Source organism: Mycobacterium sp. TH-M15, assembly GCF_057473705.1.
In genome coordinates this window covers 1-4,102 of record NZ_JBYCLB010000038.1, presented here as the reverse complement: position 1 = coordinate 4,102, position 4,102 = coordinate 1, and the positions used below count along the sequence as shown (strand labels likewise).

The 4,102-nt window shown below is 73.7% G+C and carries 5 protein-coding genes; 1 reads left to right on the top strand and 4 read right to left on the bottom strand.

The features are described from left to right. Positions 1-2: 2 nt before the first annotated feature. Positions 3-1,361: an amidase gene (locus AC2VNT_RS00995; RefSeq protein WP_486945084.1), complete on the top strand. Its 1,359-nt coding sequence runs from the start codon at positions 3-5 to the stop codon at positions 1,359-1,361. 13 nt (positions 1,362-1,374) lie between these two features. Here the strand turns inward: AC2VNT_RS00995 and AC2VNT_RS00990 are convergent, their stop codons facing one another. The 4 genes from AC2VNT_RS00990 to AC2VNT_RS00975 form a co-directional block, all read right to left on the bottom strand. Continuing rightward, a complete protein-coding gene (locus tag AC2VNT_RS00990; protein WP_486945083.1) occupies positions 1,375-2,178 on the bottom strand; it encodes a class I SAM-dependent methyltransferase in 804 nt (267 codons plus the stop codon). A gap of 10 nt (positions 2,179-2,188) precedes the next feature. After that, positions 2,189-2,545 carry a nuclear transport factor 2 family protein gene (locus AC2VNT_RS00985; protein WP_486945082.1) on the bottom strand — a complete coding sequence of 119 codons (357 nt, stop codon included), beginning with the start codon at positions 2,543-2,545 and terminating at the stop codon, positions 2,189-2,191. 44 nt (positions 2,546-2,589) lie between these two features. Then, the gene (locus AC2VNT_RS00980) at positions 2,590-3,555 is read right to left on the bottom strand and encodes an o-succinylbenzoate synthase (RefSeq protein WP_486945085.1); all 966 of its coding nucleotides are present in this window, start codon (positions 3,553-3,555) and stop codon (positions 2,590-2,592) included. Positions 3,556-3,573: 18 nt separating this feature from the next. Continuing rightward, on the bottom strand, positions 3,574-4,102 hold a 529-nt coding region (locus AC2VNT_RS00975; protein ID WP_486945081.1), incomplete at its 5' end, for a TetR/AcrR family transcriptional regulator.

Below are 4,102 nucleotides of genomic sequence, written 5' to 3'. Positions count from 1 at the left end.
GCCTGGTCGAGCGGCTCCGGGCCCGTGAGGTGTCGGTCGTCGAGTTGGTGGAGGCGGCGATCGCCCGGACCGAGGCGGTCGACCCGGTGCTGAACGGTCTGGCCTACCCGGCGTTCGACCGGGCCCGGGCCCGCGCCGAAGAGGACGGCTCCTCCGGGTTCTTCAGTGGCATACCGACGTTCGTCAAGGACAACGTCGACGTGGCCGGGATGCCGACCATGCAGGGCACCGACGCCTGGCAGCCGCAGCCGGTGGCCGCCGACGGCGAGTTCGCCAGGCTGTACCTGTCCACCGGGCTGGTCGCTCTGGGCAAGACCCAGCTCTCCGAGTTCGGCCTGAGCGCCGCCGCCGAGCATCCGCGGCTGGGCGCGGTGCGCAACCCGTGGAACCCCGACTACACCGCCGGCGCGTCGTCGTCGGGGTCGGCGGCGTTCGTCGCGGCCGGGGTGGTGCCGATCGCGCACGGCAACGACGGCGGCGGCTCGATCCGGATTCCGGCGGCCTGCACCGGGTTGGTCGGCCTGAAGCCGACCCGCGGCCGGCTGCCGCTGGACAAGGACCACCGCGCGCTGCCGGTGCGGATCGTCTACAACGGGGTGCTGACCCGCTCGGTGCGGGACACCGCGGCGTTCTTCCGGGAGGCCGAGCGCAGCTGGCCGGCCCGCAGACTGCCGCCGATCGGCGACATCACCGCACCGGGGACGCGGCGGCTGAAGATCGCGGTGATCACCCGGTCGATCCTGCGCGACGCCAGCCCGGAGGTCACCGAGCTGACCCTGGGCACCGCCGCACTGTTGGAGCGGCTCGGCCACCAGGTGGAGCGGGTCGAGAACCCGCCGGTGCCACCGTCTTTCGTCGACGACTTCCTGCGCTACTACGGGATGCTGGCGATGACGCTGGTGCACGGCGGCCGGCTGATGTTCGGCCGGTCGTTCGACCGCGGCCGGCTGGACAACCTCACCCTGGGGTGGGCCCGCTACGGCATCCACAACCTGCCCCGGCTGCCGCTGGCCATCGCCCGGCTGGCCGCGTCCGGCCGGCACACCGCGCGGCTGTTCCGCGGCTACGACGTGGTGTTGACCCCGACGCTCGCCCACCAGACGCCGCCGGTCGGCTACTTCGACCCGACCGCCGACTTCCGGCAGATCATCGACCGGCTGGTCGACTGGGCGGCGTTCACGCCGCTGCAGAACGCCACCGGCGATCCGGCGATCTCGCTGCCGCTGGCCCGCACCGCCGCCGGCCTGCCGCAGGGGATGATGTTCACCGCCGAGCGCGGCGCGGAGGCTCGGCTGCTGGAGCTGGCCTACGAACTCGAGGAGGCGCAGCCGTGGCCGCGGATTCAGGCCGGCGGCAGCTGAGCCGGTCCGATTGTCATGCTCGGCAGATGATCTCGCCGTGCAGCAGTGAGATCCATCCGTCCGGGTCGTCGGTCCAGTCCCGCCACGCCGCCGAGATCTCCTGCAGCTTGGCCTGATCCGCGCTCCCGGCGCGGATCAGCTGCTCGCCGATCTCGGAGTGCAGGACCCGGTCGGCCCACATCCCACCCCAGTACCGGCGATCCTCCGGGGTGGCGAAGCACCAGGTGCTGGTGGTCGGGGTGACGTCGGCGAAGCCGGCCGCGTGCGCCCAGGCCAGCAGCCGCCGGGCCGCGTCGGGCTCGCCGCCGTTGGCCCGGGCGGCGTCCCGGTAGAGCCGCAGCCAGTCGTCCAGCTCCGCCGACGGCGGGTACCAGACGATCGCGGCGTGGTCGGTGTCACGGGCGGCGACCACCCCGCCGGGCTTGCAGACCCGGCGCATCTCGGCCAGCGCCCGCACCGGGTCGGCCAGATGCTGCAGCACCTGATGGGCGTGCACGACGTCGAAGGTGTTCTCCGGGAACTGCAGTGCGTGCACGTCGGCGACGACGAAGTCGACGTTCTGCCGTCCGCTGCGGCGCGCGTGGTCCCGCGCCAGGTCCAGCGCGTCCGGGGTGGGTTCGATCGCGGTCACCCGTCCCGGGGCGACGATGTCGGCCAGGTCGGCGGTGATGGTGCCCGGCCCGCAGCCGACGTCCAGCAGCCGCAGCCCGGGACGCAGTTCCGGCAGCAGGTAGGCCGCGGAGTTCTCGGCGGTGCGCCAGCGGTGCGAGCGCAGCACCGACTCGTGATGGCCGTGGGTGTACTTCGGTGACGACACGCCTGCGAACCTACCCGTCCAGCAGATAGGTTCCGTGGCCTTCGGCCACCCGGTCGCCGTCGAACCTCAGCACCTCGTTGACCAGCCCGCCGTTCTGGTTGCGGTAGCAGATGACGATCGTGTCGATGCCCTGGTAGACACCCTCCACGGCGAACCGGAGATCCGGGATCCGGTCGAGCGCGAGCGTCCAGTACCGGCGCAGCGCGTCCTTGCCGCGCACCACCCCGGCGGTCTCCGGGAACAGCCGGACGGCCACCGGCGAGGTGAACACCACGTCGTCGTGGAAGTCGTCCAGGACGGCCTCCACGTCGTGGGCGTTCCAGCCGCGCACCCAGCGTCGCGCGAAGGCGATCGCGTCCACCGTCATGCGGCCCACCGTAGGGCCGCGACGACGCGCCGCGCCACCGGTTTTCACCGGCCGGGCAGCAGCGGGTAACAGGACCGGACCCGGTCGATCCACCACCGCCGGCGCGCCGGCGCCGCCGCCAGCGCCCGCAGCCGGGCCGGCACCGGCGCCACCGGCCGCACCGGCAGACACCCGTCGATCACCGGGCGGGGTTCGGCGACGTCCTCGACGAAGAGCGACCCGGTGCCCAGCCCGCAGGCGTGCTCCAGCCTCGGCAGCGCCGCCGCGGCGCGCAGCCCGGCGGCGATGCCGACCGCCGAGTCCAGCGCGCTGGAGACCACCACCGGCAGGTCGACCGCGGCGGCGACGCGCAGCAGCGCGGTGATTCCGCCGAGCGGTGCCACCTTCAGCACGGCGATGTCGGCGGCGCCGGCCCGGGCCACGGCCAGCGGGTCGGCGGCCTTGCGGATGGATTCGTCGGCGGCGATCGGCACGTCGATCCGGCGGCGCAGCTCGGCCAGCTCGGCCACCGTCGCGCACGGCTGCTCCAGGTACTCCAGCGGCCCGGCCTCGGTGAGCGCGGCCGTCGCCCGCACCGCGCCCGGCACACTCCAGCCGCCGTTGGCGTCGACCCGCACGGTGGGGATCAGCGCGCGCACCGCCTGCACCCGGGCGACGTCGTCGGCGAGGGTCTGGCCTTTCTCGGCGACCTTCACCTTCGCGGTGCGCGCGCCCGGGAACCCGGCCAGCACCTCGGGCACCCGATCGGCGGCGACGGCGGGCACGGTGGCGTTGATCGGGACGGCGTCGCGAAGCGTCGGCGGCGGCGGCAGGTAGGCCGCTTCCAGCGCGGCGGCCAGCCAGTGCGCGGCCTCGGCCGGCGGGTACTCGAGGAACGCGCCGAACTCCCCCCAGCCGGCCGGGCCGTCGACCAGGGCCAGTTCGCGCAGCGTGATGCCGCGGAACCGAACCCGCATCGGCAGCGCCAGCACGTGCAGGCGGTCCAGGATGTCGTCCAGCGGCGGCGGCATTGCGTCCATGGTGTCCTACTAGGCGGCGGCCACCCCGGCCACCAGCAAGTCCAGCAGGCGGCCGGTCTGATCGGGCGAGCTGCTGGTCAGAAAGATGCCGATCAGGCTCGACACCACATCGTCGGCCCGCACGTCGGCGCGCAGGCTGCCGTCGTCGGCGCCGGCTCGCAGCAACAGCCCGACCGCGCCGACGATGCGTTCGCGTGTCTCGTTGGGCTCCATCGCCCCCGACTCGACTATTGCCCGCAACGATTCGGCCATTCCCCGCTTGGCCGCGACGAAATTCGCGTACCGGTCCATCCACCGGCGCAGCGCCACGGCCGGCGGGTCTTCGGCGAGCAGCAGCTCCGCGGCCGCCGCCACCTCGGCGAGCTCGGCGCGGAAGACGGCTTCGACCAGCGCCTCACGACTGGGGAAATGCCGGTAGAGCGTGCCGATCCCGACACCGGCGTCGCGGGCGATCGCTTCGAGCGACACCGGTCGCCCGTCGGCCGCGCTGAACGCGGCAGCCGCCGCCGCAAGCAACCGATCACGGTTGCGGCGGGCA